This is a genomic window from Streptomyces sp. NPDC004031, assembly GCF_053604375.1.
The window spans coordinates 122,826-148,837 of sequence record NZ_JBSGHL010000014.1 but is presented as its reverse complement, the minus strand read 5'-3'; the positions used below and the strand labels follow the sequence as shown (position 1 = coordinate 148,837).

Below are 26,012 nucleotides of genomic sequence, written 5' to 3'. Positions count from 1 at the left end.
CGCGCCCTCGCCACGGGGGCGCGCTCCGGGACACCGCGTCACGACCGCGCGTACGTTCCGAGGCGGCCTGGCGGCGACGCCCGCGGTCTTTCGACCTTCCCACGGCGGTCAGGCGGCGTCCATACGTCGTACCGGCGCCGGTCACCCGGGAAGCCTGCGGGCGGCCGCGGCCGGGGTGAGCGGCGGTTACGGCGGTGCCTGGCGCGTCCGCTCCCCGGCGGCTGGCTACGATGGGCCATCCGGCGGCGGACCACGGACCGCCACCGCAGGCGGCCGTGCGACGTACGGGACGCCGCGCTCACATTCTCCGACCTGTCGGGAAGGCCATGCTGAACAAGTACGCGCGTGCTTTCTTCACGCGTGTTCTCACGCCGTTCGCCGCGTTTCTGCTGCGCAAGGGGGTGACCCCGGACACGGTGACGCTCGTCGGCACCGCGGGTGTCGTCGCCGGCGCGCTGGTGTTCTACCCCATGGGGCAGTTCTTCTGGGGCACGGTCGTGATCACGCTCTTCGTCTTCTCCGATCTGGTCGACGGGAACATGGCACGCCAGATGGGCCGCTCCAGCCGCTGGGGCGCCTTCCTCGACTCCACCCTGGACCGGGTCGCGGACGGCGCGGTCTTCGGCGGCCTGGCCCTGTGGTACGCGGGCAAGGGCGACGACCTGGTGCTGTGCGCCGTCACGATCTTCTGCCTGGCCAGCGGCCAGGTCGTGTCGTACACCAAGGCGCGCGGCGAGGCGATCGGCCTGCCGGTCAACGTCAACGGCCTGGTCGAGCGCTCCGAGCGGCTCGTCATCACCCTCGTGCTGTGCGGCCTGTCCGGCTTCCACCGCACCTTCGGGGTGCCCGGCATCCAGTACCTGCTGCCGGTCGCGCTGTGGGTCGTCGCCGTCGGCAGCCTCGTCACGCTGATCCAGCGGGTCGTCACGGTCCGCCGCGAGGCCGCGGAGGCGGACGCCGCCGCGGCGGCCGCCGGCCAGGGGAGCAGCGTGTGAGCGCTGACGGCACCTCCCGCGCCGCCCGACTGCGGGGGAACCTCGTCGACGGCCTGTACGGGGCCGGCTGGGGCGCGGTGAAGACGCTGCCGGAACCCGCGGCGCGTGCCCTGGGCCGTACCGTCGCCGACGCCGCGTGGCGCCGGCGCGGCAAGGGCGTGCGGCGGCTGGAGGCCAACCTCGCCCGGATCGTGCCGGACGCCGGTGAGGACGCGCTGCGCGAGCTGTCCCGCGCCGGGATGCGCTCCTACCTGCGCTACTGGATGGAGTCCTTCCGGCTCCCGGCGTGGAGCAAGGACCGCATCCGCGGCGGCTTCACCCCCTCCGACGTGCACTACCTGACCGGCGGCATGGCCGCGGGCAAGGGCGTCATCCTCGCGCTGCCGCACATGGCCAACTGGGACCTCGCGGGCGCCTGGGTCACCACCAAGCTGGAGACGCCCTTCACCACCGTCGCCGAACGCCTCAAGCCCGAGACGCTCTACGACCGCTTCGTCGCCTACCGCGAGGGCCTGGGCATGGAGGTGCTGCCGCACACCGGCGGCAGCGCCTTCGGCACGCTCGCCCGGCGGCTGCGCGACGGCGGCCTGGTGTGCCTGGTCGCCGACCGCGACCTGTCCGCCTCCGGCGTCGAGGTCGACTTCTTCGGCGCGAAGACCCGTATGCCGGCAGGCCCCGCGCTGCTCGCCCAGCACACCGGCGCCCTGCTGCTGCCGGTCACCCTCTGGTACGACGAGTCGCCGGTGCTCCAGGGCACCGTGCACCCGCCGGTCGCGGTGCCGGACGAGGGCACCCGGGCGCAGCGCACCGCGGCGATGACGCAGTCGCTCGCCGACACCTTCGCGGCGGGCATCGCCGCGCACCCGCAGGACTGGCACATGCTCCAGCGGCTGTGGCTCGACGACCTGGAGCCGCGCACCCGCGCGGCGGTGACGGGCGAGGAAACGGGGACCGCGTGAGGATCGGGATCGTCTGCCCGTACTCCTGGGACGTCCCCGGCGGCGTCCAGTTCCACATCCGCGACCTCGCCGAGCACCTCACCGGGCTCGGCCACCACGTCTCCGTCCTCGCGCCCGCCGACGACGAGACGCCGCTGCCGCCGTACGTGGTGTCCGCCGGGCGCGCGGTCCCGGTGCCGTACAACGGGTCGGTCGCCCGGCTGAACTTCGGCTTCCTGTCCGCCGCCCGGGTCCGGCGCTGGCTGCACGACGGCGGCTTCGACGTCGTCCACATCCACGAGCCCAGCTCCCCGTCGCTGGGACTGCTCGCGTGCTGGGCCGCGCAGGGCCCGATCGTGGCGACCTTCCACACCTCCAACCCGCGCTCCCGGGCCATGATCGCCGCCTACCCGATCCTCCAGCCCGCGCTGGAGAAGATCCGGGCGCGCATCGCGGTGAGCGAGTACGCCCGCCGCACCCTCGTCGAGCACCTGGGCGGCGACGCCGTCGTCATCCCCAACGGCGTCGACGTCGGCTTCTTCGCGCGCGCCGAGCCCCGCCCGGAGTGGCAGGGCGACACCATCGGCTTCATGGGCCGCATCGACGAGCCCCGCAAGGGCCTGCCGGTGCTGATGCGCGCGCTGCCCGCGATCCTCGCGGCCCGGCCGCGGACCCGGCTGCTGGTCGCCGGGCGCGGCGACGCCGAGGAGGCCGTCGCCACGCTGCCGGAACACCTGCGCGGGCAGGTCGAGTTCCTCGGCATGATCAGCGACGAGGACAAGGCCCGGCTGCTGCGCAGCGTCGACCTGTACGTGGCGCCCAACACCGGCGGCGAGTCCTTCGGCATCATCCTCGTCGAGGCGATGTCGGCCGGTGCCCCCGTGCTCGCCAGCGACCTGGACGCCTTCGCCCAGGTCCTCGCGCAGGGCACCGCGGGCGAGCTGTTCGGCAACGAGGACGCCGACGCGCTCGCCGAGGCCGCGCTGCGGCTGCTGGGCGACCCGGAGCGGCGCGCCGCGCTGAGCGAACGCGGCCGGGCGCACGTGCGGCGCTTCGACTGGTCCGAGGTCGGCGCGGAGATCCTCGCCGTCTACGAGACCGTCGCCGACGGCGCCGCGCGCGTCGCCACCGACGAACGCACCCGGCTGCGCGGCATCTTCGGGCCGACGCGCCGGTAGCCTTGCCGCCCGTGACCACCACCATCATCTGGATCGCGGTCGCGCTCGTCGCCGTCGGCCTCTACCTGAGCTGGACCGCGGGGCGCCTGGACCGGCTGCACGCCCGTATCGACGCCGCGCGCGCCGCGCTGGACGCGCAGCTGCTGCGGCGCGCCTCGGTCGCCCAGGAGCTGGCGACCGCGGGCGTCCTCGACCCGGCCGCCTCGATCGTGCTGTACGAGTCCGCGCACGCCGCCCGGCAGGCCGAGCCCGAGCAGCGCGAAGTGGCCGAGAGCGAACTGAGCCAGGCGCTGCGCGCGGTCTTCCCGGACACCGAGGCGGTCGGCGAGGTACGCGCCGCGCCCGGCGGCACCGCGGCGGTCGGCGAGCTGACGCAGGCGGTGCGCCGGGTGCCGATGGCCCGCCGCTTCCACAACGACGCGGTGCGCGCGGCCCGCGCGGTCCGCGAGCACCGTGTGGTGCGCTGGCTGCGGCTGGCCGGGCACGCGCCCTTCCCGCTGGCCTTCGAGATGGACGACGAACCCCCCGCGCCGCTGACCGCGGAGGGCGCGGGCGTACCGTAGAAGGTGCCCGCGCAACCGGTGGCACCACCGGTGACCTGCGGCGGGAGCCACCCGAGGCGAATTGGCCCTTTCCCGCGGCCACGCCCCGCCGGACCATGGGTGGGGTTTGCCAGCCAGCCACCGTCATCAGTGAGTGAGGTCACCGTGTCCACCACACCGTCCACCGCCAGCACCCCCGAGACCGGCACCGCGCGTGTGAAGCGCGGCATGGCCGAGCAGCTCAAGGGCGGCGTGATCATGGACGTCGTCACCCCGGAGCAGGCCAAGATCGCCGAGGACGCCGGCGCCGTCGCCGTCATGGCGCTGGAGCGCGTTCCGGCCGACATCCGCGCGCAGGGCGGTGTGGCCCGGATGTCCGACCCCGACATGATCGAGGGCATCATCAACGCCGTCTCCATCCCGGTGATGGCCAAGTCCCGTATCGGCCACTTCGTCGAGGCGCAGGTGCTCCAGTCGCTCGGCGTGGACTACATCGACGAGTCCGAGGTGCTGACCCCGGCCGACGAGGTCAACCACTCCGACAAGTGGGCCTTCACCACCCCCTTCGTGTGCGGCGCCACCAACCTCGGCGAGGCCCTGCGGCGTATCGCCGAGGGCGCGGCCATGATCCGCTCCAAGGGCGAGGCCGGCACCGGCAACGTCGTCGAGGCGGTCCGCCACCTGCGCCAGATCCGCGGTGAGATCGGCCGCCTCAAGGCGCTCGACAACCACGAGCTGTACGCCGCCGCCAAGGAGCTGCGCGCGCCCTACGAGCTGGTCAAGGAGGTCGCCGAGCTGGGCAAGCTGCCCGTCGTGCTGTTCTCCGCCGGCGGTGTGGCCACCCCCGCGGACGCGGCCCTGATGCGCCAGCTCGGCGCCGAGGGCGTCTTCGTCGGCTCGGGCATCTTCAAGTCCGGCGACCCGGCCAAGCGCGCCGCCGCGATCGTCCGCGCGACCACCTTCTTCGACGACCCGAAGGTCATCGCGGACTCCTCCCGCGACCTGGGCGAGGCCATGGTCGGCATCAACATCGACACGCTGCCGGAGTCCGAGCAGTACGCCAAGCGCGGCTGGTAAGTACCGATGACCCGGCCCACCATCGGCGTGCTCGCCCTCCAGGGCGACGTACGCGAACACCTTGCGGCGCTGGCCGCGGCGGACGCCGCGGCCAGCCCGGTCCGCCGCCCCGAGGAGCTGGCCGGGCTCGACGGCCTGGTGATACCCGGCGGCGAGTCCACCACCATCTCCAAGCTGGCGGCGCTCTTCGGCCTGATGGAGCCGCTGCGCGCGGCGATACGCGACGGCCTGCCGGTCTACGGCACGTGCGCGGGGCTCATCATGCTCGCCGACAAGATCCTCGACCCCAGGTCGGGCCAGGAGACCTTCGGCGGCATCGACATGATCGTGCGCCGCAACGCCTTCGGGCGGCAGAACGAGTCCTTCGAGGCCTCCGTCGAGATGGCGGAGGTCCCCGGCGGCCCGGTGGAGGGCGTCTTCATCCGGGCGCCCTGGGTCGAGTCGGTCGGTGCGAGCACCGAGGTGCTCGCCGAGCACCGGGGCCACATCGTGGCCGTCCGGCAGGGGAACGTGCTGGCCACGTCCTTCCATCCGGAGCTGACCGGCGACCACCGGGTGCATGAACTCTTCGTGTCCGCCGTGCGCGCCGCGGGGTGATCCGATCCCGGTAGGATCGACCGAGCCGAAGAACAGCACTGTGTGACGCGAAGGAGACTGTCGGATGTCCGGCCACTCTAAATGGGCTACGACGAAGCACAAGAAGGCCGTGATCGATGCCAAGCGCGGCAAGCTCTTCGCGAAGCTGATCAAGAACATCGAGGTCGCGGCCCGGACCGGTGGCGCGGACCCGGATGGCAACCCGACGCTCTTCGACGCCATCCAGAAGGCGAAGAAGAGCTCCGTCCCGAACAAGAACATCGACAGCGCGGTCAAGCGCGGCGCGGGCCTGGAGGCCGGCGGCGCCGACTACCAGACGATCATGTACGAGGGCTACGGACCGAACGGCGTCGCCGTCCTCATCGAGTGCCTGACCGACAACCGCAACCGCGCCGCCTCCGACGTCCGCGTGGCCATGACCCGCAACGGCGGCTCCATGGCCGACCCGGGCTCGGTGTCGTATCTGTTCAACCGCAAGGGCGTGGTGATCGTCCCCAAGAGCGGGCTGTCCGAGGACGACGTGCTCGGCGCCGTCCTGGACGCGGGCGCCGAGGAGGTCAACGACCTCGGCGAGTCCTTCGAGGTGATCAGCGAGGCCACCGACCTGGTGCCGGTCCGTAAGGCCCTCCAGGAGGCGAACATCGACTACGACTCGGCGGACGCCAACTTCCTGCCCACCATGCAGGTGGAGCTGGACGAGGACGGCGCGCGCAAGATCTTCAAGCTGATCGACGCGCTGGAGGACAGCGACGACGTGCAGAACGTCTTCGCGAATTTTGACGTCTCGGACGAGGTCATGGAGAAGGTCGACGCCTGACGCGAGCAGCGGGCGGGCCGGGCGGGAACACACCTGCCCGGCCCGCCCTTTGTTGTCGGTGCGAACCGATAGCCTGCGGGAACGAGCGGACGAGTGTGCGAGGGAAGGGGGCGGCGGTGCGGGTGCTCGGCGTGGACCCGGGGCTCACCCGGTGCGGCATCGGCGTGGTCGACGGCACCGCGGGCCGCCGGCTGGCGATGGCCGGCGTCGGTGTCGTGCGGACCCCGGCGGACGCGCCGGTCGGCGAACGGCTGGTGCTGGTCGAGCAGGGGATAGACGCCTGGCTCGACGAGTACGGGCCCGACGCCGTCGCCGTCGAGCGCGTCTTCAGCCAGCACAATGTGCGGACGGTGATGGGCACGGCGCAGGCCAGCGCGGTCGCCATCCTGTGCGCCGCCCGCCGCGGCCTGCCCGTCCACCTGCACACCCCCAGCGAGGTCAAGGCCGCCGTCACCGGCAGCGGCCGGGCCGACAAGGCGCAGGTCGGAGCGATGGTGACCCGGCTGCTGCGGCTGGACGCACCGCCCAAACCGGCCGACGCGGCGGATGCGCTGGCGCTCGCCATCTGCCACATCTGGCGCGGCCCGGCCACCGACCGGCTGCTGCGCGCCGCCGCCGGACAGGCCGCGGCCGCCGGCGTACGCCCCCCGTCCGCGGTCGCCGCCCGCGCCGCCGCGGCCCGCCCCCGGCGGACCGCCGCCGCACCCCGTTCCGCCGCCCCTCGTTCCGCCGCACCCGGCACCGACGCCGTACGCACCCAGGAGTCCGCCCCGTGATCGCCTTCGTCAGCGGCCAGGTCGCCGCGCTCGCGCCCGACGCCGCCGTGATCGAGGTCGGCGGGGTCGGCCTGGCCGTGCAGTGCGCGCCGGGCACCCTCGCCGCCCTGCGTATCGGCGCCCCCGCCCGGCTGGCGACCTCGTTGGTCGTCCGGGAGGACTCGCTCACCCTCTACGGCTTCGCGGACGACGACGAGCGGCAGGTCTTCGAGCTGCTCCAGACGGTCAGCGGGGTCGGCCCGCGGCTGGCCCAGACGATGCTGGCCGTGCACGCGCCCGACGCGCTGCGGGCCGCGGTCGCCGCGGGCGACGAGAAGGCGCTCACCGCGGTGCCCGGTATCGGGAAGAAGGGGGCGCAGCGGCTGCTGCTCGAACTGAAGGACCGGCTCGGCGCTCCCGTCGGCACCGCCGCGGTGCCGGCCGCGGTGGCCGCGGGGCCCGCCGCGTGGAACGAGCAGCTGCACGCCGCGCTGCTGGGCCTCGGCTACGCGGCCCGCGAGGCGGACGAGGCGGTCGCCGCGGTCACCCCGCAGGCCGAGGCGTCGGCCGAGCCCAATGTGGGGGCGCTGCTGCGCAGCGCGCTGCAGTCCCTCAACCGCACCCGCTGACCACCCGCGCGCCCCCGCCGCGCGCCCCTCCGCCCGAACCCGACCGCGCCGACCGCGCCGACCGAACCGCCCGTCCGAACCGAGAGACCCGAGAGACCACACTCATGAACTGGGACGCCGCCGAAGAAGCCGCCGGCCCCGACCGCGCCGCCGACGCGTTCCCCGACCGGCTGGTGGGCGCCGTGGCCGACGGCGACGACCAGGCCGTGGAGGCCGCGCTGCGGCCGCGGGACCTGGGCGAGTTCGTCGGCCAGGAGCGGGTCCGCGAGCAGCTCGGCCTGGTCCTTCAGGCCGCCCGCCAGCGCGGCGGCACCGCCGACCACGTCCTGCTCTCCGGCGCCCCCGGCCTCGGCAAGACGACCCTGTCCATGATCATCGCGGCCGAGATGGGCGTCCCGATCCGGATCACCTCGGGCCCGGCCATCCAGCACGCGGGCGACCTGGCGTCGATCCTGTCCTCGCTCACCGAGGGCGAGGTGCTCTTCCTCGACGAGATCCACCGCATGTCCCGGCCCGCCGAGGAGATGCTGTACATGGCGATGGAGGACTTCCGGGTCGACGTGATCGTCGGCAAGGGGCCGGGCGCCACCGCCATCCCGCTGGAGCTGCCGCCCTTCACCCTGGTCGGCGCGACCACCCGGGCCGGGCTGCTGCCGCCGCCGCTGCGCGACCGCTTCGGCTTCACCGGGCACATGGAGTTCTACGCCCCCGCCGAACTGGAACGGGTGATCCACCGCTCGGCCGGTCTGCTGGACGTCACGATCGACACCGGCGGCGCCGCCGAGATCGCCGGGCGCTCCCGCGGCACCCCGCGTATCGCCAACCGGCTGCTGCGCCGGGTGCGGGACTACGCGCAGGTCAGGGCGGACGGCGTGGTCGACCGGGCGACGGCCGCCGCGGCCCTGGAGGTCTACGAGGTGGACGCGCGCGGCCTGGACCGGCTGGACCGTGCGGTGCTTCATGCCCTGCTGTCCCTTTTTGGCGGCGGTCCTGTGGGTTTGTCCACACTTGCTGTCGCCGTGGGGGAGGAGCGTGAGACTGTGGAGGAGGTCGCCGAGCCCTTCCTCGTCAGGGAGGGGCTGCTGGCCCGCACCCCGCGGGGCAGGGTGGCGACCGCTGCCGCATGGGCGCACCTGGGCCTCGTACCCCCGCAAGCCACCGGGGGGCAGGGCGCGGGAGGAGGACCGGGACAGACCGGGCTGTTCGGGCCGTGATACGGCCCGGCTCGTCCGTCCAGGAACCTCAGTACCATGCTTGGCGTTGTTCCAGCGGCGAGCCAGCGCTTAGACTCCGCCGACGCCCTTCCTCCGGAGCGGCACCTCAGATCCCGAAACCCAGGCCAGCAGCGTTGGCCGTGCGAAGGAACGTCAGACCGTGAATCCCCTGATCCTCATCTTCATCGTCGCGATCGGCGGCATGCTGCTCATGACGAGGTCCGCGAAGAACAAGCAGCGCCAGGTTCTCGAAATGCGGGAGAAGATGGAGCCCGGCGCCGGGATCCGTACCATCGGCGGCATGTACGCCGTGGTGAAGGAGGTCAACCAGGAGACGGTCCTGCTGGAGCTGACCGACGGCGTGCACGCGCACTTCACCAAGGGCGCCATCTCCGCCGTGCTCAGCGAGCAGGAGTTCAACCGCATCGTGCACGGCATCGAGCCGGACGAGATCGACGACGTGGACGACGAAGGTGCCGAGGCGGCCGAGGCCGCCGACACCGAGGCCACCGACGCCGACCGCGCGGAGGACACCGCGCAGGACGGCACGCACGGCGACGCCGTCGTCACGGCCGCCGACGGGGACCGCGTGGAACTGAAGAAGACCGAGGACGAGCCGGGGGCGGGCGGCTCGGGCCCCGCCAAGTAAGGGTCATTTTCGCGCAACACTCGTCACCGTCCCGCGGGCGTGCAGGCCCGGGTGCGGTAGGACAGGGAGACACAAGAAGGTGGCAGCAGCCAAGAAGGGCCGCAGGCCCTCGGGGAGCCAGGGTTACCCCGGGCGCGCTCTGGCCGTGATCCTCATCGCCCTGGTGGCGCTGACCGGGGGGATCTTCCTCACCGGTGACCGCACACCCCGGCTGGGCATCGACCTCGCCGGCGGCGTGAGCATGACCCTGACCGCCCGCCCCGGCCAGGGCGACGCGGTGAACAAGGCCAACATGAACACCGCGGTCAACATCATCAGCAACCGGGTCAACGGCCTGGGTGTCTCCGAGGCGGAGGTGCAGACCGAGGGATCGAAGAACATCATCGTCAACATCCCCAAGGGCACCAACGCCGACCAGGCGGAGAAGCAGGTCAACACCACGGCGAAGATGTACTTCCGCCAGGTGCTCGCGGCCACCGCCGGCACGCCCACGCCGACGGGCACGCCGACCCCGAGCGCCTCGGGCAGCGCCACCCCGTCCTCCTCCGGCACGCCGTCCCCCGGGGCGAGCAGCACGGCGACCCCCAAGGCCACCGGCAGTGCGACGAGCAGCCCCACGGCCAGCTCCTCCGCACAGGGCCGCGCGCTCAGCGGCGCCCTGACCTCCTCGGTCGACAAGGCGCCCACCCCGCTGCCCTCCCCGTCCGCGACGGACGGCAGCGGCGCGGCGCCCGACAGCGCCACCGACACCAGCGTCCCCGCCGACCTCCAGGCGAAGTTCGCCGCGCTCGACTGCACCAACCCCAAGCAGCGCGCCGCCGCCCAGGAGGCCGCCGGCGACCCGGCCAAGAAGGTCGTCACCTGCGGTGACGAGGGCGGGGTCTGGCAGAAGTACGTGCTCGGCCCGTCCGTGATCGACGGCAAGCGCATCTCCGGTGCCAACGCGGCCTTCGACACCCAGCAGGGCAACGGCTGGGTCGTCAACCTGACGTTCGACTCCAAGGGCGCCAGCCAGTTCACCTCGGTGACCAGCAACCTGGCCAGCCAGCAGGACCCGAACAACCGCTTCGCGATCGTCCTGGACGGCGACGTCCAGTCGGCTCCCTCGGTCCACGAGGCGCTGCCCGGCGGCAGCGCGCAGATCTCCGGCGCCTTCAAGCAGTCGGAGGCCCAGGACCTGGCGAACGTGCTCAAGTACGGTTCGCTGCCGCTGGCGTTCGACATCTCCGACAAGACCACGGTGTCCGCCGCGCTCGGCGGCGAGCAGCTGCACGGCGGCCTGGTGGCCGGCGCGGTCGGCCTCGCGCTGGTCGTGCTCTACATGTTCGCCTACTACCGCGGGCTGAGCCTGGTCGCCATCGCGAGCCTCATGGTCTCCGCGGGCCTGACGTACACGATCATGTGTCTGCTCGGCCGGGCCATCGGCTTCGCGCTGAACCTGCCGGCCGTCGCCGGTGCGATCGTGGCCATCGGTATCACCGCCGACTCCTTCATCGTGTTCTTCGAACGCATAAGGGACGAGTTGCGTGAGGGCCGGTCGCTGCAGCCCGCGGTGGCCCGCGGCTGGCCGCGCGCCCGGCGCACCATCCTGGTGTCCGACTTCGTGTCCTTCCTGGCCGCGGCGGTGCTCTACGTCGTGACCGTCGGCAAGGTCCGCGGCTTCGCCTTCACGCTGGGTCTGACGACGCTGCTGGACGTCGCGGTGGTCTTCCTCTTCACCAAGCCGCTGATGACGATCCTGGCCCGGCGGAAGTTCTTCGCCGAGGGCCACAAGTGGTCCGGGCTCAACCCGAAGAGCCTCGGAGTCAAGGCGCCGCTGCGCCGTGTCCGCCGTACCCACAGCACCGAGACGAAGGAAGCCTGATGTCCAAGCTCGGCACTCTCGGTCACCGGCTGCACCGCGGCGAGGTCAGCTACGACTTCGTCGGCAAGCGGAAGCTCTGGTACGGCGTCTCGATCCTGATCACGGTCGTCGCGATCGTCGGTCTGGTGGTGAACGGGCTCAAGCTCGGTATCGAGTTCAAGGGCGGCGCGGTCTTCACCACGCCGAAGGTCCCGTACTCGACGTCGCAGGTGCACGACATGATCTCCGGCGACACCGCCGGGCACCCGGCGACGATCCAGAAGCTGGGCAACGGCGGCCTGCGCATCCAGGTCAGCGACATCTCCACGCAGACCTCCAAGGAGGTCCAGCAGAAGATCGCCGGTGACCTGAAGCTCGCCCCCACGAAGATCGACGCGGAGATCGTCGGCCCCAGCTGGGGCAAGGAGATCTCCAAGAAGGCCCTCCAGGGTCTGGTCATCTTCCTGGTGCTGGTGGTCATCTACCTGGCGATCGCCTTCGAGTGGCGCATGGCCATCGCGGCACTCGTCGCCCTGCTGCACGACCTCACGATCACCACCGGCGTGTACGCGATCGTCGGCTTCGAGGTCACACCGGGCACGGTCATCGGTCTGCTCACGATCCTCGGTTACTCCCTCTACGACACCGTCGTCGTCTTCGACGGTCTGAAGGAAGCCACCAAGGACATCACCAAGCAGAACCAGAAGACCTACAGCGAGCTGGCCAACCGCAGCCTGAACGGCACCCTGGTGCGGTCCATCAACACCACGGTCGTCGCGCTGCTGCCGGTCGCCGCGCTGCTCTTCATCGGCGGCGGCCTGCTCGGCGCCGGCGTGCTCAACGACATCGCGCTCGCGCTCTTCGTCGGCCTCACCGCCGGTGCCTACTCCTCGATCTTCATCGCCACCCCGATCGTGGCGGAGCTGAAGGAGCAGGAGCCGCAGATGAAGTCGCTGCGCAAGCGGGTGCTGGCCAAGCGCAAGGCGGACGCGGCCAAGGCCAAGGAGGCCGCGGCCCGCGGGGAGGAGTTGGAGGAGCCCTCCGACGAGGCCCCCGAGGACGCCGAGGACGGCGACGACGAGGAGACCGCCTCGGCGGGCGCCGGCGTGGTCTCCCCGCGCGCCCAGAGCGGTACCCGCCCGCGCACCCAGCCGCGCAGCGGCGGGCGCGGGGGACGGGGCCGCCCGTCCGGCCGGCGGCGCTGACGCCGCGCACCGCACCGCAGGATCCCGCGGAAGCCGCCCGGTCGCCACGGCCGGGCGGCTTCCGCACGTCCGGCGGGGGACAATGGAGCGCGCGCCGCCCGCGCGCCCGCCCCCGCCCCCACCTTTGTCCCGACGACCGACCAGAGCCGAGGAACACCCTGATGACCACCACGGAGACCCCGTCCGCCGAGCTGCGCGAGCTGCTGCTCGCCCACATCAGGGACGTCCCGGACTACCCGGAGCCCGGTGTGATGTTCAAGGACATCACCCCCCTGCTGGCCGATCCCGGGGCCTTCGGCGCGCTCGTCGAGGCGCTCGCCGAGCTGTGCGCCCGGCACGGCGCCACCAAGGTCGTCGGCCTGGAGGCACGCGGCTTCATCCTGGCCGCGCCCGCCGCGGTGCGCGCCGGGGTGGGCTTCGTACCGGTGCGCAAGGCGGGCAAGCTGCCCGGCACGGTGCACGGACAGGCCTACCAGCTGGAGTACGGCACCGCGGAGATCGAGGTGCACACCGACGCCTTCGCCGCGGACGACCGGGTCCTGGTGATCGACGACGTGCTGGCCACCGGCGGCACCGCCGAGGCCAGCGTGGAGCTGATCCGCCGGGCCGGTGCCACCGTGGCGGGCCTCGCGGTCCTGCTGGAGCTGAGCTTCCTCGGTGGGCGCGAGCGCCTGCTCCCCGCGCTCGGCGGGGCGCCGCTGGACGCGCTCATCACCGTCTGACACCGTCCGGGAACCGCAGGTCCCCGGCGCCGGGCGCCCCTGGCGCCCCACGAACCGTGTCGCGTACCGCCCGGTGGCGCGGCGGGGGGCGCCCGAGCACCGCGCACGCCCGGGTGTCGGCCCAGGTCGATACCATGGGATTTCTACCGCGCGTGAGGAGTGCACTTGCCAGACAAGGCCCAGCCCCTCGGCGGCGCGGGCGGTACGGAACCGGCCCCGCGCGGCACGGACGCGCCCGCGCACACCCCGGCCGAGTCCGCGCCGAAGCCCTCGCCGCCCGCCGTCCGGCCGGTCCGCACCCCGGGCAGCGTGGCGCCGACCCGCCCCGGGGCGTCCTCCAGCCGGGTGCGCGCACGGCTGGCCCGGCTCGGTGTGCAGCGCTCCAGCCCGTACAACCCCGTGCTCGAACCGCTGCTGCGGGTCGTGCGGGGCAACGACCCGAAGGGCGACACCGCCCAGCTGCGGCAGATCGAGGCCGCCTACCAGGTCGCGGAGCGCTGGCACCGCGGCCAGAAGCGCAAGAGCGGCGACCCGTACATCACCCACCCGCTCGCCGTGACGACCATCCTGGCCGAGCTGGGCATGGACCCGGCCACCCTGATGGCCGGGCTGCTGCACGACACCGTCGAGGACACCGAGTACGGCCTGGACCAGCTGCGCCGTGACTTCGGCGACCAGGTCGCGCTGCTGGTGGACGGCGTCACCAAGCTGGACAAGGTCAAGTTCGGCGAGGCCGCGCAGGCCGAGACGGTGCGCAAGATGGTCGTCGCGATGGCCAAGGACCCCCGGGTCCTGGTGATCAAGCTCGCCGACCGGCTGCACAACATGCGCACGATGCGCTACCTCAAGCGGGACAAGCAGGAGAAGAAGGCCCGCGAGACGCTGGAGATCTACGCCCCGCTGGCGCACCGGCTGGGCATGAACACCATCAAGTGGGAGCTGGAGGACCTGGCCTTCGCCATCCTCTACCCCAAGATGTACGACGAGATCGTGCGGCTGGTCGCCGAGCGCGCGCCCAAGCGCGACGAGTACCTGGCGATCGTCACCGACCAGGTGCAGCAGGACCTGCGCGCGGCCCGGATCAAGGCCACCGTCACCGGACGGCCCAAGCACTACTACAGCGTGTACCAGAAGATGATCGTCCGCGGCCGGGACTTCGCGGAGATCTACGACCTGGTCGGCATCCGGGTCCTGGTCGACACCGTCCGTGACTGCTACGCGGCGCTCGGCACGATCCACGCGCGGTGGAATCCGGTCCCCGGCCGGTTCAAGGACTACATCGCGATGCCGAAGTTCAACATGTACCAGTCGCTCCACACCACGGTGATCGGACCCAGCGGCAAGCCCGTCGAGCTGCAGATCCGCACCTTCGACATGCACCGCCGCGCCGAGTACGGCATCGCCGCGCACTGGAAGTACAAGCAGGACGCGGTGGCCGGCGCGTCCAAGGTCCGCACCGACAGCCCGCGCTCGGACAAGAAGGACGACGCGGTCAACGACATGGCGTGGCTGCGCCAGCTGCTGGACTGGCAGAAGGAGACCGAGGACCCGGGCGAGTTCCTGGAGTCGCTGCGCTTCGACCTGTCGCAGAGCGAGGTCTTCGTCTTCACGCCGAAGGGCGACGTGATAGCGCTGCCCGCGGGCGCCACCCCGGTGGACTTCGCGTACGCGGTGCACACCGAGGTCGGTCACCGCACCATAGGCGCCCGGGTCAACGGGCGGCTGGTGCCGCTGGAGTCGACGCTCGACAACGGCGACCTGGTCGAGGTCTTCACGTCCAAGGCCGCCGGCGCCGGCCCGTCGCGCGACTGGCTGGGCTTCGTCAAGTCGCCGCGGGCGCGCAACAAGATCCGCGCGTGGTTCTCCAAGGAGCGCCGCGAGGAGGCCGTCGAGCACGGCAAGGACGCCATCGCGCGCGCCATGCGCAAGCAGAATCTGCCGATCCAGCGGGTGCTCACCGGAGACTCCCTGGTCACGCTGGCGCACGAGATGCGCTATCCCGACATCTCCGCGCTGTACGCGGCGATCGGCGAGGGCCACATCACCGCGCAGTCGGTGGTGCAGAAGCTCGTCGACGCGCTGGGCGGCGAGGAGGGCGCGACCGAGGACGTCGAGGAGATCACCGCTCCGCCGCAGACCGGGCGCGGCAAGCGCCGCGGCATCGCCGACCCCGGCGTGGTCGTCAAGGGCACCAGCGACGTGTGGGTCAAGCTCTCCCGCTGCTGCACGCCCGTACCCGGCGACCCGATCATCGGGTTCGTCACGCGCGGCAACGGGGTGTCGGTGCACCGTGCCGACTGCGTCAACGTCGACTCGCTGTCGCAGCAGCCGGAGCGGATCATCGACGTCGAGTGGGCGCCCACCCAGTCGTCGGTCTTCCTGGTCGCGATCCAGGTGGAGGCGCTGGACCGCTCCCGGCTGCTGTCGGACGTCACCCGGGTGCTGTCCGACCAGCACGTCAACATCCTGTCGGCGGCCGTGCAGACCTCCCGGGACCGGGTGGCCACCTCGCGCTTCACGTTCGAGATGGGCGACCCCAAGCACCTGGGGCACGTCCTGAAGGCCGTACGCGGCGTCGAGGGCGTCTACGACGTCTACCGGGTCACCTCGGGACGCCAGCGCTGACACAGGCCCGCAGCGGGGCCCTGAGCGCCGCCGCGGGCCCCGGGACGCGACAGCGAGCGGCCCCCGGTGCACGGAGCACCGGGGGCCGCTCGCTGTCGTACGCGGGGCCGGGAGGTCAGCCGCCGAACTCCTGGAGGCCCTTGAGCGCCTGGTCCAGCAGCGCCTGGCGGCCCTCCAGCTCGGCTGCGAGCTTGTCCGCCTTGGCGGTGTTGCCCGCCGCGCGCGCGGTGTCGATCTGGCCGCGCAGCTTGTCCACCGCCGCCTGGAGCTGGCCGGTCAGGCCCTGGGCGCGGGCCCGCACCTCGGGGTTGGTGCGCCGCCACTCGGCTTCCTCGGAGTCCGCGAGCGCCCGCTCGACGGCGTGCATCCGCGACTCGATACGCGGCCGGGCGTCGCGCGGCACATGGCCGATGCCCTCCCAGCGCTCGTTGATCGAGCGGAAGGCGGCGCGGGCCGCCTTCAGGTCCGTCACCGGCAGCAGCTTCTCGGCCTCGACGACCAGCTGCTCCTTGGCCGCCAGGTTGTCGCGCTGCTCGCCGTCCCGCTCGGCGAAGACCTCGGAGCGGGCGGCGAAGAAGACGTCCTGCGCCCCGCGGAAACGATTCCACAGGTCGTCCTCGGCCTCGCGCTGCGCGCGGCCCGCGGCCTTCCACTCGGTCATCAGCTCGCGGTAACGGGCCGCGGTCGGCCCCCAGTCGGTGGAGTCCGACAGCGACTGCGCCTCGGCGACCAGCTTCTCCTTGGTGCGCCGGGCCTGCTCGCGCTGCGCGTCCAGCGACGCGAAGTGCGCCTTGCGGCGCTTGGAGAACACCGACCGCGCGTGGCTGAAGCGGTGCCACAGCTCGTCGTCGCTCTTGCGGTCCAGCCGGGGCAGGCCCTTCCACGTGTCGACCAGCGCCCGCAGCCGCTCACCCGCGGTGCGCCACTGCTCGCTCTCCGCCAACTGCTCGGCCTCGGCGACCAGTTGCTCCTTGGCGGACCTGGCCTCCTCGCTCTGCTTGGCCTTGGCCGCGCGGCGCTCCTCGCGCCGCGAGTCGACCAGCGCGACGAGCGCGTCCAGCCGGCCCGCGAGCGCCGCCAGATCGCCGACCGCGTGCCCCTCGTCCACGGCCGCCCGCAGGTGCTCGATCGCGGCCAGCGCGTCCTTGGGCGCGAGGTCCGTGGTCTGCACCCGGCGTTCCAGGAGGCCGATCTCCACGACGAGCCCCTCGTACTTGCGCTCGAAGTAGGCGAGGGCCTCCGCCGGGGAGCCCGCCTGCCACGAACCGACCTCCTTCTCCCCGTCGGCCGTACGCACGTACACGGTCCCCGTCTCATCGACGCGGCCCCACGGGTCGCTGCTCACAGCGCCTCCTCCACGTGATGCCCGGCCGGGTGGCGGCTCGACGGCATCGTCCACAGTGTCTCCCCGGCGCATTCCCCGGGTGATTCTCCGGCCGGGCTGTGCGCACGGACCGGTCCAACGCCAACATAGGCGACCATCGCCCCGGCTGTCCGCATCCGATGCGGCGGGAATCAGGATTTGCCGACGGTCGCCTTGTTGATGACGACGGTGGCGTTCGGCGCCCCGTCGCCCTGCCCGCCGCTGTTCTCACCGGCGCCGGCGATCTTGTCCAGCACCTTGAGGCCGTCGGCGCTCAGGGTGCCGAACGGAGTGTAGTTGGGCTGGAGCGGGCTGTCCTTGTAGACGAGGAAGAACTGGCTCCCGCCGGTGTTCGGGCCGCTGTTGGCCATCGCCACGGTGCCCGCCGGGTACGTGACCACACCGCTGGCGTCGGCCTTGCCGAACGCCGTCAGGTTCTCGTCCGGGAGCGCGTAGCCCGGACCGCCGCTGCCGGAGGCCGTCGGGTCGCCGCACTGGAGCACGTAGATGCCCGCGGTGGTGAGCCGGTGGCAGCGGGTGTGGTCGAAGAAGCCGTTGTCGGCGAGGAACTTGAAGGAGTTCACCGTCTCCGGCGCCTTCGCCGCGTCCAGCGTGACCGGCATCGAGCCGCACGTGGTGTCGAGCGTGAAGGTGTACTTCGCGCCCTTGTCGATCGCCATCGCCGGCTTCGACTTCCAGGTCTTCGTGCCCGGGTTGCCCGCGGCGGGCTTCTTGCAGGGGTCGGGCGCCGCGGTGGGCGCCGAGGTCGCGCTGCCGGAGGCGCTCGGCGTGGTGGACGCGTCGGCGCTGGCCGCGTCGTCCTTCTTCTTCGAGCTGCCGTCGAAGGCCCCCGCCGCCCACGCCCCGCCGGTGCCCGCGAGCGCGACCACCACGATCGCCGCGATGCCCGCGGTGCGCTGGCGCGCCTTGCGCTGGTGACTCACCCTGCGTGTCTGCTGCCGCTCGAACTTCTCCCGGGCGAGCTGCCGCCGCCGCTGATCCTTGGTGACCACTTCGCCTGCTCCCGGTCGCTGGGCCGGACCATGCCGGCCGCCTCGTGTACGTACGTAGGTGTACGTCTGCGTCTGTCTTGGATGAGTCTGGTGCGGTTTGCTGTGTATCTGCTGGGGCGAATGTCCGACCCGCGGAAGCATTCTGCCGCAGGCCGTGTGAGCTGTGCTTTTGCTGTGGGTCCGCGGCGCGGGCGCGAACCCGTACGAGGGTGTGTGCGCAGATCTTCGCGTCCCGCGGCGGGTCGAGTCCAGTCCGCCAACACGCCGATGCACGCCCGATACGAGTTCGCGACCGCGATGTTCTCGCCGGTAGGCTCGTGAACTGCCGACACCGCCCGCGGACGACAGAAGGACGAACGTGCTCATTGCCGGGTTCCCCGCCGGGGCCTGGGGGACCAACTGCTACGTGGTCGCCCCCGCCGCCGGCGAGGAGTGCGTGATCATCGACCCGGGCCACCTCGCGGCCCAGGGCGTCGAGGACATGCTCGCCAGACACCGTCTCAAGCCCGTCGCCGTCGTCCTCAGCCACGGCCACATCGACCACGTCGCCTCCGTCGTCCCGGTGTGCGGCGCGCACGGCGTACCGGCCTACCTGCACCCCGCGGACCGCTACATGCTCAGCGACCCGGAGAAGGCGCTCGGCGGCACCATCGGCGCGGCCCTGATGGGGGAGCTGACCGTCGGCGAGCCCGACGACCTGCGCGAGCTCACCGACGGCGGCACGCTGTCGCTGGCCGGACTGGAGTTCTCCGTCGCGCACGCGCCCGGCCATACCAAGGGGTCGGTGACCTACCGGCTGCCGGAGGCCGCGGACGTCCCGTCCGTGCTGTTCTCCGGCGACCTGCTGTTCGCCGGCTCCGTCGGACGCACCGACCTGCCCGGGGGCTCCACGCCCGAGCTGCTCGAGTCGCTGGCCCGCGTGTGCCTGCCGCTCGACGACTCCACCGTGGTGCTGTCGGGGCACGGCCCCCAGACGACCATCGGCCGCGAGCGCGCCACCAACCCGTACCTGGGCGAGGTGGCCCGCGGCCAGGGAGCCCCGCACCCGGCGGCTCCCCGACGAGGATTGTGACGACTGCTGACGTGAGCACCATCCAGGCCCCCAAGGGCACCTACGACCTGCTGCCGCCGGACTCGGCGGCCTACCTCGCGGTGCGCGAGGCCATCGCGGCCCAGGCCCGCCGGGCCGGTTACGGCTACGTCGAGACCCCCGGCTTCGAGCACGTGGAGCTGTTCTCCCGCGGCGTCGGCGAGTCCACCGACATCGTGACCAAGGAGATGTACACCCTCACCACCAAGGGCGGCACCGAACTGGCGCTGCGCCCCGAGGGCACCGCCTCGGTGCTGCGCGCGGCGCTGGAGGCCAACCTGCACAAGGCGGGCAACCTCCCGGTCAAGCTCTGGTACTCCGGCTCCTACTACCGCTACGAGCGCCCGCAGGCCGGGCGTTACCGGCACTTCTCGCAGGTCGGCGCCGAGGCGATCGGCGCCGAGGACCCGATGCTGGACGCCGAGCTGGTCATCCTGGCTGCCGAGGCCTACCGCACGCTCGGGCTGCGCGACGTCCGGCTGCTGCTCAACTCGCTCGGCGACCGCGAGTGCCGCCCCGTCTACCGCGCCGCGCTCCAGGACTTCCTGCGCGGCCTGGACCTGGACGAGGACACCCGGCGCCGGATCGACATCAACCCGCTGCGGGTGCTGGACGACAAGCGCGAGTCCGTGCAGCGGCAGCTCACCGGCGCCCCGAAGATCTCCGACCACCTGTGCGAGGCGTGCAAGGCCTACCACGAGCAGGTGCGCGAGCTGCTGGACGAGGCGGGCGTGGCCTACGAGGACGACCCGAAGCTGGTGCGTGGCCTGGACTACTACACCCGCACCACCTTCGAGTTCGTGCACGACGCGCTCGGCTCGCAGTCCGCGGTCGGCGGCGGCGGGCGTTACGACGGCCTGTCGGAGATGCTCGGCGGCCCGGCGCTGCCGTCGGTCGGCTGGGCGCTCGGTGTGGACCGCACGGTCCTCGCGCTGCGCGCCGAGGGTGTCGAACTGCCGCTGCCGCGGGTCACCGACGTCTACGCGGTGCCGCTCGGCGACGAGGCCCGGCGGGTGCTCTTCGGCGCGGTGACGCGGCTGCGCCGGGAGGGCGTCGCCGCGGACCTCGCGTACGGCGGCAAGGGCGTGAAGAACGCCATGAAGTCGGCCAATCGTTCGGGCGCCCGTTTCGCGCTCGTCGCGGGCGACCGGGATCTCGCCGAAGGCGTGGCCCAGCTCAAGGACCTCGACAGCGGCGAGCAGATCGCGGTGCCGCTCGACGCGATCACCGCCGCGGTCAAGGAACGGCTGGCGTAAACCCCTCGTTCGTGTACGAGGGCGGCTCGGGCTTATTCCCTCCTGACCGCCCTCGTGCACAATGAATGTGCCCGCCCCCACGGACTCTGAGAGATCGGCGACCATGACGACTTCCGCGCTGGACGAGACGCGTACCTCCGGAGAGAGCGCACCACGCCCGGCCGCCGAAGGCATCGTGGCGGGCAAGGCGTTCACCTGGCTGCTGCTGGTCTGCGGCGCGCTGGGCCTGCTGGCCTCGTTCGTCATCACCGACGACAAGTTCAAGCTGCTGCAGGCCAAGGTCGAGGGCAAGTCGTACACCCCGGGGTGCAGCCTCAACCCGATCATCTCCTGCGGCAGCGTCATGGAGAGCGACCAGGCGCACGTCTTCGGCTTCCAGAACCCGATCATCGGCCTGGTCGCCTTCCCGGTCCTGATCACCCTGGCCGTGGGCATGTTCGCGGGCGCCCGGTACAAGGCCTGGTTCTGGTACGGGCTGCAGGCCGGCGGGCTGTTCGGCGTGTGCTTCATCAGCTGGCTCCAGTACCAGACGATCTACAACATCAACGCCATCTGCCTGTGGTGCTGCCTGGCCTGGATCGTGACCATCGCCACCTTCTGGTACACGGCGGTGCACAACATCAAGCACGGCCTGTACAAGGTGCCGGCCAAGGCGAAGGCGCTGGTGCTGGAGTTCCACTGGGTCGTGCCGGTGCTGTGGTACGGCATCATCGCGATGCTGATCCTGGTGCACTTCTGGTACTACTGGAAGACCGTCATCTGATCATGGACGGGCTGCCTCCGGGCGGCCCTCCGGCGGCCGCCGACCCCGCCCGCCACCCGGCTGTCAGTGCCGTGACCTAGGCTTCAGGACGTGGAGCCAGACCTTTTCACCGCCGCCGCCGAGGAACGCCGGGAGCGCGACCCGGGCGCCAGCCCGCTCGCCGTACGCATGCGCCCGCGCACCCTGGACGAGGTCGTCGGCCAGCAGCACCTGCTGCGGCCCGGCTCACCGCTGCGGCGCCTGGTGGGGGAGAGCGGCGGCGGCCCGGCGGGACCCTCGTCGGTGATCCTGTGGGGCCCGCCCGGCACCGGCAAGACGACGCTGGCGTACGTGGTGAGCAAGGCCACCAACAAGCGCTTCGTGGAGCTGTCGGCGATCACCGCGGGCGTCAAGGAGGTCCGCACGGTCATCGAGAGCGCCAAGCGGCAGTCCGGCGGCTTCCAGCGCGAGACGGTGCTCTTCCTCGACGAGATCCACCGCTTCAGCAAGGCCCAGCAGGACTCCCTGCTGCCCGCCGTGGAGAACCGCTGGGTCACGCTCATCGCGGCCACCACGGAGAATCCCTACTTCTCGGTGATCTCCCCGCTGCTGTCCCGCTCGCTGCTGCTGACCCTGGAGCCGCTCACCGACGACGACGTGCGCGGGGTGCTGCGCCGCGCGCTCACCGCCGAGCAGGGCCTCGCGGGCGCGGTGAGCCTGCCCGAGGACACCGAGGACCATCTGCTGCGGATCGCCGGCGGCGACGCCCGCCGGGCGCTCACCGCGCTGGAGGCCGCCGCGGGCGCGGCGCTCGCCAAGGGCGAGGGGGCCATCGCGCTCGCCACCCTGGAACAGACGGTGGACCGCGCCGCGGTCGCCTACGACCGGGACGGCGACCAGCACTACGACGTGGCCAGCGCCCTCATCAAGTCCATCCGCGGCTCGGACGTGGACGCGGCGCTGCACTACCTGGCCCGGATGATCGAGGCGGGCGAGGATCCGCGCTTCATCGCCCGGCGGCTGATGATCTCGGCGAGCGAGGACATCGGCCTGGCCGACCCGACGGCGCTGCCCACCGCCGTCGCCGCGGCGCAGGCGGTCGCGATGATCGGCTTCCCGGAGGCGTCGCTGATCCTGTCGCACGCCACCATCGCGCTCGCGCTGGCCCCCAAGTCCAACGCGGCGACCACCGCGATCGGCGCCGCGCTCGCCGACGTCAAGGCGGGGAAGGCGGGTCCCGTCCCGGCGCATCTGCGGGACGGCCACTACAAGGGCGCGGCCAAGCTCGGCCACGCCCAGGGCTACGTCTACCCGCACGACGTGCCCGGCGCCGTCGCCGCCCAGCAGTATCTGCCGGACGCGCTCGCCGGGCGCCGCTACTACGAGCCGACGCGCTACGGGGCGGAGGGCCGCTACGCCGACGTGCTGGAGTGGGTCCGCGGCCGCCTGGAGGGCAAGGGCGGCGAGTAGCCGCTCCCTCCCGCGCCGGGGCGTGATCTGCGGCACAGCGGGCGCGGCGGCCCGGTGGGCGGGAATCGGCCGGTCCCGGGCCGGGTTACGCTCGAACGGAGTGCGCGCGCCGTACGGCCGCTGGGCCGCCGGGCGCTCCTTCCTCTTCGGGACGCGGCTGACCGCGCCGCGGCCGTCTCCGGCCGCCGTGCGGGGTTCCCGGGTCGAAATCTGCGTACTCCTTCAGTTAAGGTAAGCCTTACCTAATTTCGATGGAGGTTCGACGCACGTGAACCAGTCGCGTCCCAAGGTCAAGAAGTCCAGGGCACTGGGCATCGCGCTGACCCCGAAAGCGGTCAAGTACTTCGAGGCCCGCCCCTACCCGCCGGGCGAGCACGGCCGCGGCCGCAAGCAGAACAGCGACTACAAGACGCGACTGCTGGAGAAGCAGCGGCTGCGCGCCCAGTACGACATCAGCGAGCGGCAGATGCAGCGCGCCTACGACGCCGCCAAGAAGGTCGCGGGCCTTCGCACCGGCGAGGCGCTGATCATCGAGCTGGAGCGCCGTCTCGACGCCCTCGTGCTGCGCTCCGGCCTGGCCCGCACCATCTACCAGGCCCGCCAGATGGTCGTGCACGGCCACATCGAGGTCAACGGGCGCAAGGTCGACAAGCCGTCCTTCCGGGTCCGCCCCGACGACGTCGTCCAGGTCCGCGAGCGCTCCCGCGAGAAGACCCCGTTCCTGGTCGCCCGCGAGGGCGGCTGGGCCGGTGAGGGCGAGACCCCGCGCTACCTCCAGGTCAACCTCCAGGCGCTCGCCTTCCGGCTGGACCGCGACCCCAACCGCAAGGAGATCCCGGTCATCTGCGACGAGCAGCTGGTCGTGGAGTACTACGCCCGCTGAGCCCGCGACCGGGCCCGCACATCAGCCCGCCGCCTCGGGAGAGGCGGCGGGCTCGTGCGTGCGGGGCGCGGGCGGCCGCGCCGCACCGCGCTGCTCCGCCGGGTCCGCGCCGCCGCGCCGCCGGTCCAGCGCCCGGTGCGCCGCCGCGTCCAGGCCCAGCAGGGCGCCCTCGGCGAGCGCCGCGGCGTAGGCCGTGTCGCCCAGCGCAGCCCGCACCCGCTGCTCGCACACCGCGTGCGGGGCGTTGAAGTACCGCGAGCCGAACAGCCGCAGCCCCACCGACTCCCACAGCCGCCGCGCCGCGCCCTGCAGCACCGCCGCCTCGTACGGCGCCCCCTCGCCCTCGGTGATGAGCGCCAGCAGCTCCAGCGCCAGCACCGCGCCCACCAGGTCGTCGAAGCTGTGGTCGATCGCCAGCGCCTCCTCGGCCAGCAGCCGCGCCCGGTCCGGCCGCCCCTCCAGCCAGGCCGCGTACCCCAGCACGTACAGCGCGTAGGCCAGCGTCCACCGCTCCCCGTGGTCCCGGCAGATGTCCCGGACCTCCTCCACCAGGCCCACCGCCTTGGCGACATCGCCCTGGAAGGCCACTGACATCGCCAGCTCCACCTGAGCCATCAGCACATTGCTGTTCAGCTCGCCGATGCTGCGGTAGCGCACCAGCGCGTCGCCGATGAAGCGCTCGGCGCGCGGCATGTCGTCCGAGACCAGCGCCAGGCAGCCCAGCCGGTGCACCGCGTACGCCTCCGCCGTAGCGTTGCCCGCCGCGACCGCCTGGTCCCGGCAGTCCTGGAGCACCGCGAGGGCGGCCGCCGAATCGCCCTGGAGCAGGGCGACATAGCCGTACACCCACATCGCCTTCGCACGTGCCTCGGTCGGCTCCGCCGACGCCTCCAGCGCCCGGTCCAGCCAGTGCCGGCCCTCCGCGAGCCGCCCGCAGCCCACCCAGCAGAACCACAGCGTGCCCGCCAGGTACTGGCCCACCGCCGGGTCCTCCGGCGGCTCGCCCGGCAGCCCGTCGAAGCTGAACTCCAGGGCCAGCCGCAGGTTCGGCAGGTCGGCGGCGACCCGCGCGGCCACCTCCGCCTGCCGCGGGCTGAACCAGTCCAGCTCGCACCAGGTGGCAAGGCCCAGGTACCAGTCACGGTGCCGGCGCCGCACCCGCGGCTCGTCGCCCAGCGCCGCGAGCCACCCGGCGCCGTACTCGCGCACGCTCTCCAGCATCCGGTAGCGGACCCGGCCCGCGCCGTCCTCCTCGCGGCCGAGCACGGACTGGGCCACCAGCGCCGCGACCGCCTCCACCACGTCCTCCTCGGCGAGCCCGGTGCCCGCGCACACGTACTCCGCGGCGTCCAGGTCGAAGTGCCCGGCGAAGACCGACAGCCGCGCCCACAGCAGCCGTTCGGCAGGACTGCACAGCTCGTGGCTCCAGCCGATCGCGGTGCGCAGCGCCCGGTGCCGCTCGGGCGCGCTCGGGTCGCCGCCGGTCAGCAGCCGGAACCGGTCGTCGAGCCGGTCGAGCAACTGCTCCACCGACAGCGCGCGCAGCCGCACCGCCGCGAGCTCCAGCGCCAGCGGCAGACCGTCGAGGCGGGCGCACAGCTCGGTGACGGCCGCGCGGTTCGCCGCGGTCACGGCGAACCCGGGCAGCACGGCCGCGGCCCGGTCGGCGAACAGCCGCACCGCCTCCGCACCCGCCGCCAGCGGCTCCAGCGGCAGCAGCCGCTCACCCGTGACGCCCAGCGCCCGGCGGCCCGCCGCCAGCACCCGCAACCCGGGGCTGCTCCGCAGCAGCTCGGCGACCAGCTCCGCGCAGGCGTCCGCGAGGCGGTCGAAGCCGTCGAGCACGAGCAGCATCTCGCGGTCGGCCAGATGCTCCACGAGCGCGGCACGCGGCGCCCGGCTGGTGTGGTCGGGCAGCCGCAGCGCCTCGGCGAGCGTGTGCTCCAGCAGGTCCGCGGCGGGCAGCGCGGCGAGCTCGGCCAGGAAGACGCCGTCGGTGAAACGGTCCTGCAAGGCGGCGGCCGCACACAGCGCGAGGCGGGTCTTGCCGACTCCGCCGGCGCCGGTCACCGTCACCAGCCGGTCCGCTCCGCGCAGGGCGTCCACGACCTGCTCCACATCGGCCGTCCGGCCGACGAATCGGGTCAGCTCCGCTGGGAGGTTCGTCCTCATGATTGACGGAGCGTACCCGTACGCTTTCGCTGCGTACAACGGTGCCTCGGGCTGCGCCTGCCGGTGGGGGCCGCGCCCCAGGGTGCCTCTTGCGGTGTCCCGCGCGACCTTCCGCCGGTGGGGCTGGTCGCGCGCAACCCACCGCTCACCGCAGGATCCCGCCACCGGCGGAACCCGGCACCCCCGGGGGTAAAGCGGTGCGGGGTCAGGTCCGCGGAGCGGTAAGGTCAGGAGTCA

23 protein-coding genes are annotated in these 26,012 nt (G+C 72.6%); 20 read left to right on the top strand and 3 right to left on the bottom strand.

Features of this window, described 5'->3' with window-relative positions; all coding sequences use genetic code 11:
• The first annotated feature begins 326 nt into the window (after positions 1-326).
• From pgsA to ACWERV_RS11950, 15 genes are all read left to right on the top strand, one after another.
• A complete protein-coding gene (pgsA, locus tag ACWERV_RS12020) occupies positions 327-995 on the top strand; it encodes a phosphatidylinositol phosphate synthase (protein ID WP_398180386.1) in 669 nt (222 codons plus the stop codon).
• The gene (locus ACWERV_RS12015; RefSeq protein WP_452931789.1) at positions 992-1,954 is read left to right on the top strand and encodes a phosphatidylinositol mannoside acyltransferase; all 963 of its coding nucleotides are present in this window, start codon (positions 992-994) and stop codon (positions 1,952-1,954) included. Before pgsA ends, ACWERV_RS12015 begins: the two co-directional genes overlap by 4 nt.
• Entirely contained in the window at positions 1,951-3,111 is a 1,161-nt protein-coding gene (locus tag ACWERV_RS12010) for a glycosyltransferase family 4 protein (RefSeq protein WP_452931787.1), read from the top strand. Before ACWERV_RS12015 ends, ACWERV_RS12010 begins: the two co-directional genes overlap by 4 nt.
• Positions 3,112-3,122: 11 nt before the next feature.
• Positions 3,123-3,674 (top strand): LemA family protein, encoded by a 552-nt coding sequence (locus ACWERV_RS12005; protein WP_398180377.1) that lies wholly within the window; start codon positions 3,123-3,125, stop codon positions 3,672-3,674.
• A gap of 144 nt (positions 3,675-3,818) precedes the next feature.
• Complete coding sequence (gene pdxS / locus ACWERV_RS12000; RefSeq protein WP_398180374.1) at positions 3,819-4,730, top strand: pyridoxal 5'-phosphate synthase lyase subunit PdxS; 912 nt, start codon at positions 3,819-3,821, stop codon at positions 4,728-4,730.
• Positions 4,731-4,736: 6 nt separating this feature from the next.
• Positions 4,737-5,327, top strand: coding sequence for a pyridoxal 5'-phosphate synthase glutaminase subunit PdxT (gene pdxT / locus ACWERV_RS11995; protein ID WP_452931784.1), 591 nt, complete (start codon positions 4,737-4,739; stop codon positions 5,325-5,327).
• A 64-nt stretch (positions 5,328-5,391) separates the two neighbouring features.
• A complete protein-coding gene (locus tag ACWERV_RS11990; RefSeq protein ID WP_398180368.1) occupies positions 5,392-6,144 on the top strand; it encodes a YebC/PmpR family DNA-binding transcriptional regulator in 753 nt (250 codons plus the stop codon).
• A 116-nt stretch (positions 6,145-6,260) separates the two neighbouring features.
• Complete coding sequence (gene ruvC / locus ACWERV_RS11985; protein WP_452931843.1) at positions 6,261-6,920, top strand: crossover junction endodeoxyribonuclease RuvC; 660 nt, start codon at positions 6,261-6,263, stop codon at positions 6,918-6,920.
• Complete coding sequence (gene ruvA / locus ACWERV_RS11980; RefSeq protein ID WP_452931781.1) at positions 6,917-7,528, top strand: Holliday junction branch migration protein RuvA; 612 nt, start codon at positions 6,917-6,919, stop codon at positions 7,526-7,528. The genes ruvC and ruvA overlap by 4 nt, the downstream gene beginning before the upstream one ends.
• Before the next feature lie 104 nt (positions 7,529-7,632).
• Entirely contained in the window at positions 7,633-8,742 is a 1,110-nt protein-coding gene (gene ruvB / locus ACWERV_RS11975; RefSeq protein ID WP_398180362.1) for a Holliday junction branch migration DNA helicase RuvB, read from the top strand.
• Between the two features lie 160 nt (positions 8,743-8,902).
• Positions 8,903-9,391, top strand: a complete 489-nt coding sequence (locus ACWERV_RS11970) for a preprotein translocase subunit YajC (protein WP_452931778.1) — start codon at positions 8,903-8,905, stop codon at positions 9,389-9,391.
• Positions 9,392-9,470: 79 nt separating this feature from the next.
• On the top strand, positions 9,471-11,255 hold the full coding sequence (secD, locus tag ACWERV_RS11965; protein ID WP_452931776.1) for a protein translocase subunit SecD: 1,785 nt from the start codon (positions 9,471-9,473) through the stop codon (positions 11,253-11,255).
• Positions 11,255-12,439 (top strand): protein translocase subunit SecF, encoded by a 1,185-nt coding sequence (secF, locus tag ACWERV_RS11960; RefSeq protein ID WP_452931774.1) that lies wholly within the window; start codon positions 11,255-11,257, stop codon positions 12,437-12,439. The genes secD and secF overlap by 1 nt, the downstream gene beginning before the upstream one ends.
• A 161-nt stretch (positions 12,440-12,600) precedes the next feature.
• A complete protein-coding gene (locus ACWERV_RS11955) occupies positions 12,601-13,161 on the top strand; it encodes an adenine phosphoribosyltransferase (protein ID WP_398180350.1) in 561 nt (186 codons plus the stop codon).
• A gap of 165 nt (positions 13,162-13,326) precedes the next feature.
• Positions 13,327-15,786, top strand: a complete 2,460-nt coding sequence (locus ACWERV_RS11950) for a RelA/SpoT family protein (RefSeq protein WP_452931771.1) — start codon at positions 13,327-13,329, stop codon at positions 15,784-15,786.
• 115 nt (positions 15,787-15,901) lie between these two features.
• Here ACWERV_RS11950 and ACWERV_RS11945 read toward each other — a convergent pair whose 3' ends face one another.
• Together ACWERV_RS11945 and ACWERV_RS11940 are read right to left on the bottom strand one after the other, a co-directional pair.
• Positions 15,902-17,131, bottom strand: coding sequence for a DUF349 domain-containing protein (locus tag ACWERV_RS11945; protein WP_452931769.1), 1,230 nt, complete (start codon positions 17,129-17,131; stop codon positions 15,902-15,904).
• Positions 17,132-17,301: 170 nt separating this feature from the next.
• Positions 17,302-18,162: a peptidylprolyl isomerase gene (locus ACWERV_RS11940; RefSeq protein ID WP_452931766.1), complete on the bottom strand. Its 861-nt coding sequence runs from the start codon at positions 18,160-18,162 to the stop codon at positions 17,302-17,304.
• 358 nt (positions 18,163-18,520) lie between these two features.
• On the opposite strand from ACWERV_RS11940, the gene ACWERV_RS11935 reads away from it, so the two are divergent.
• The 5 genes from ACWERV_RS11935 (at position 18,521) to rpsD (ending at position 23,603) form a co-directional block, all read left to right on the top strand.
• On the top strand, positions 18,521-19,234 hold the full coding sequence (locus tag ACWERV_RS11935) for an MBL fold metallo-hydrolase (RefSeq protein ID WP_398180338.1): 714 nt from the start codon (positions 18,521-18,523) through the stop codon (positions 19,232-19,234).
• Positions 19,235-19,245: 11 nt separating this feature from the next.
• Positions 19,246-20,508 (top strand): histidine--tRNA ligase, encoded by a 1,263-nt coding sequence (gene hisS, locus ACWERV_RS11930; protein ID WP_452931764.1) that lies wholly within the window; start codon positions 19,246-19,248, stop codon positions 20,506-20,508.
• A 103-nt stretch (positions 20,509-20,611) separates the two neighbouring features.
• Positions 20,612-21,271 (top strand): vitamin K epoxide reductase family protein, encoded by a 660-nt coding sequence (locus tag ACWERV_RS11925; RefSeq protein ID WP_398180333.1) that lies wholly within the window; start codon positions 20,612-20,614, stop codon positions 21,269-21,271.
• Positions 21,272-21,361: 90 nt separating this feature from the next.
• Positions 21,362-22,720, top strand: coding sequence for a replication-associated recombination protein A (locus ACWERV_RS11920; protein ID WP_452931761.1), 1,359 nt, complete (start codon positions 21,362-21,364; stop codon positions 22,718-22,720).
• A 268-nt stretch (positions 22,721-22,988) separates the two neighbouring features.
• Positions 22,989-23,603, top strand: a complete 615-nt coding sequence (gene rpsD, locus ACWERV_RS11915) for a 30S ribosomal protein S4 (protein ID WP_398180326.1) — start codon at positions 22,989-22,991, stop codon at positions 23,601-23,603.
• Positions 23,604-23,624: 21 nt separating this feature from the next.
• Here rpsD and ACWERV_RS11910 read toward each other — a convergent pair whose 3' ends face one another.
• Entirely contained in the window at positions 23,625-25,775 is a 2,151-nt protein-coding gene (locus ACWERV_RS11910; protein ID WP_452931758.1) for an ATP-binding protein, read from the bottom strand.
• Positions 25,776-26,012: the final 237 nt, after the last annotated feature.

Bases quoted from the DNA above. Each gene is read 5' to 3' on its own strand.
- pgsA (WP_398180386.1), top strand. From the start codon at position 327: ATGCTGAACAAGTACGCGCGTGCTTTCTTCACGCGTGTTCTCACGCCG.
- pdxT (WP_452931784.1), top strand. From the start codon at position 4,737: ATGACCCGGCCCACCATCGGCGTGCTCGCCCTCCAGGGCGACGTACGC.
- ACWERV_RS11990 (WP_398180368.1), top strand. From the start codon at position 5,392: ATGTCCGGCCACTCTAAATGGGCTACGACGAAGCACAAGAAGGCCGTG.
- ruvB (WP_398180362.1), top strand. From the start codon at position 7,633: ATGAACTGGGACGCCGCCGAAGAAGCCGCCGGCCCCGACCGCGCCGCC.
- secF (WP_452931774.1), top strand. From the start codon at position 11,255: ATGTCCAAGCTCGGCACTCTCGGTCACCGGCTGCACCGCGGCGAGGTC.
- ACWERV_RS11955 (WP_398180350.1), top strand. From the start codon at position 12,601: ATGACCACCACGGAGACCCCGTCCGCCGAGCTGCGCGAGCTGCTGCTC.
- ACWERV_RS11925 (WP_398180333.1), top strand. From the start codon at position 20,612: ATGACGACTTCCGCGCTGGACGAGACGCGTACCTCCGGAGAGAGCGCA.
- ACWERV_RS11910 (WP_452931758.1), bottom strand. From the start codon at position 25,775: ATGAGGACGAACCTCCCAGCGGAGCTGACCCGATTCGTCGGCCGGACG.